Genomic DNA, 1,976 nt, shown 5'->3' on the forward strand with positions numbered 1-1,976 from the left:
CAGCATCGCCCAGGACATCGCGCACATGATCCGCGAGAGCGGCCTGCTGGTGACATTGGTGGCCGAGCGCGACCGCTTCCGCCAGCGCGACTGCATCCAACAGCTGGAATTGCTGGTGGAGGCCGACGAGCGCCTGGTGCCCGGCACTGTCCGGATCATCGAGCAGGAGCCGGGGCAGTACCGGGTGACCGCTCGCACCGTGGAGTTCGGAGCCGTCGAGGTGGTGCTGTGACGGTCGATTTCAAGCAAGCGCTGAGCGATGCCGGCATTCCCACCACCGAAGCCGGGCTGCGCCAGGCCTGGGAACGTGAAGTGGCCGCCCAGGGCAGCGCCTTGAGCAACACCAGCGCTTATTCGCCGTTCTGGCGGATCGTCACCGCGCTGGTCACCAAGCCGGTGCTGTGGCTGATCAACTTCGTCAGTGGCACGGTGCTGCCGAACTTCTTCGTGCAGACGGCCAGCGGCGCCTGGCTGGACATGCTGGCCTGGGCCGTTAACGTGGAGCGCAAGGGCGCGACCAAAGCCAAGGGCGTGCTGCTGTTCACTCGCCTGGCCGCTGGCGGCGCCCTGGAGGTGCCCGCCGGCACCGTGGTGCAGTCGGCCGCGATCAATGGCCATGTGTACCAGTTGGTGACGACCGCCCCGGGTGTCTTTACCGACGGACTGATGCAACTGGAAATTCCGGTGGAGGCGGTTGAGACCGGCAGCGGCTACAACCTGGCTCCCGGCTACTACGCCGTTCTGCCCGAGCCCGTGCCCGGTATCGCCCAGGTGGTGAACAACAACGGCTGGCTGACGCAGCCCGGAGCGGACCCCGAGCCCGACGACCAGTTGCGCCTGCGCGTGCGGAACCAGTTTTCCGCCGTGAACCAATGGCACACCGACGCCGTGTACCGCGCCATGATCGCCAGCTTTCCAGGCGTTCGGCCGGATGGCGTGTACTTCGAGCACAACGCTCCGCGTGGTCCGGGCAGCGCAAATGCCTATGTGCTGTTCGATGCCGGCGTGCCCGCCAACACGTTCCTGGCGCAGATCAACGCGCACATCCGCGATCAGGGTAACCACGGCCACGGAGACGATCTGCAGGTCATGGCCATGCCCGAAACCCAATGGTCGATCCGTGTGTCGGTCTGGCCCCGTTCAACCTTGACCAGCGAGCAGCGCGCCACGCTCAAGAGCGAGATCGAGCTGTTCATCCGGGCGGCCTTTCGAGAAAGCACACCCCGCGATTACCAGCCGACCCTGACCTACCCGCAGTCGCGATTCTCCTTCAGCAAGCTGGGCGAAGAGCTGCACCGACAGTTTCCCGACATCGAATCGCTGTACTGGCGAAACAACGACATCGTTTCCCAACTGAGCATTCCCCGGCTGACCGCCGTTGAGGTGCTGATGCAATGATCAAGCTCGGACTGCCTTTCTGGCTGGACGGCCCCGAGCTGGCGAAGCTCACGGCTGCCGCACAAGCCTGGTGGACAAAGGTGGAAAGCTGGCTGCGCTGGCCGCTGCTGCAGATGGACGCCGAAACTTGCCACCCGACCATCCTGGACCTGCTGGCCTGGCAGCGCGACATCACTCGCTTCAAGGACGAGCCCGAGAGCCTTTACCGCCTGCGCGTGAAATACGCCTTCATTAACGCGGTGGACGCCGGCAGCACCGCCGGCCTGAAACGCATCTTCCAGCGCCTGGGCGTGGGCTATGTCGAGATCGAAGAGCGCGATCCCGACCGCGACTGGGATGTGGTGCTGCTGCGCCTGAGCAATGGCCAACTGGCGGAGAACGCCGAGTTGCTGCGCATCCTGATCCGCCAATACGGCCGCACCTGTCGCCGCTATGACTTCGTGACGCTGACCACCCTGCCGCTGGGCGTGGTGACCGTTCATTTCAACGACGACCAGCAGACCCTGGTCGCCAGCCTGTAGGAGAGCCAATGGGAGCCCGCATTACCCTGGCCGGTGAAAGCCTGATCGCGCAGAAAC

The 1,976-nt window shown here is 64.8% G+C and carries 3 protein-coding genes; all 3 read left to right on the forward strand.

Annotated elements, in window-relative coordinates; translation table 11 throughout:
- Positions 1-232: DUF2590 family protein (locus BZL41_RS00010; protein ID WP_143517976.1), on the forward strand; the 232-nt coding region annotated here is incomplete at its 5' end.
- Entirely contained in the window at positions 229-1,398 is a 1,170-nt protein-coding gene (locus BZL41_RS00015) for a baseplate J/gp47 family protein (protein WP_095597406.1), read from the forward strand. The genes BZL41_RS00010 and BZL41_RS00015, both read left to right, overlap by 4 nt.
- On the forward strand, positions 1,395-1,919 hold the full coding sequence (locus BZL41_RS00020; protein ID WP_095597407.1) for a phage tail protein: 525 nt from the start codon (positions 1,395-1,397) through the stop codon (positions 1,917-1,919). Before BZL41_RS00015 ends, BZL41_RS00020 begins: the two co-directional genes overlap by 4 nt.
- Positions 1,920-1,976 lie beyond the last annotated feature (57 nt).

Origin of the sequence: Pseudomonas sp. PIC25 (assembly GCF_002286785.1) — a bacterium.
In the GTDB taxonomy this organism is placed as follows: Bacteria; Pseudomonadota; Gammaproteobacteria; order Pseudomonadales; family Pseudomonadaceae; genus Pseudomonas_M.

Coding starts and splice junctions, on each gene's coding strand:
- BZL41_RS00020 (WP_095597407.1), top strand. CDS start 1,395: ATGATCAAGCTCGGACTGCCTTTCTGGCTGGACGGCCCCGAGCTGGCG.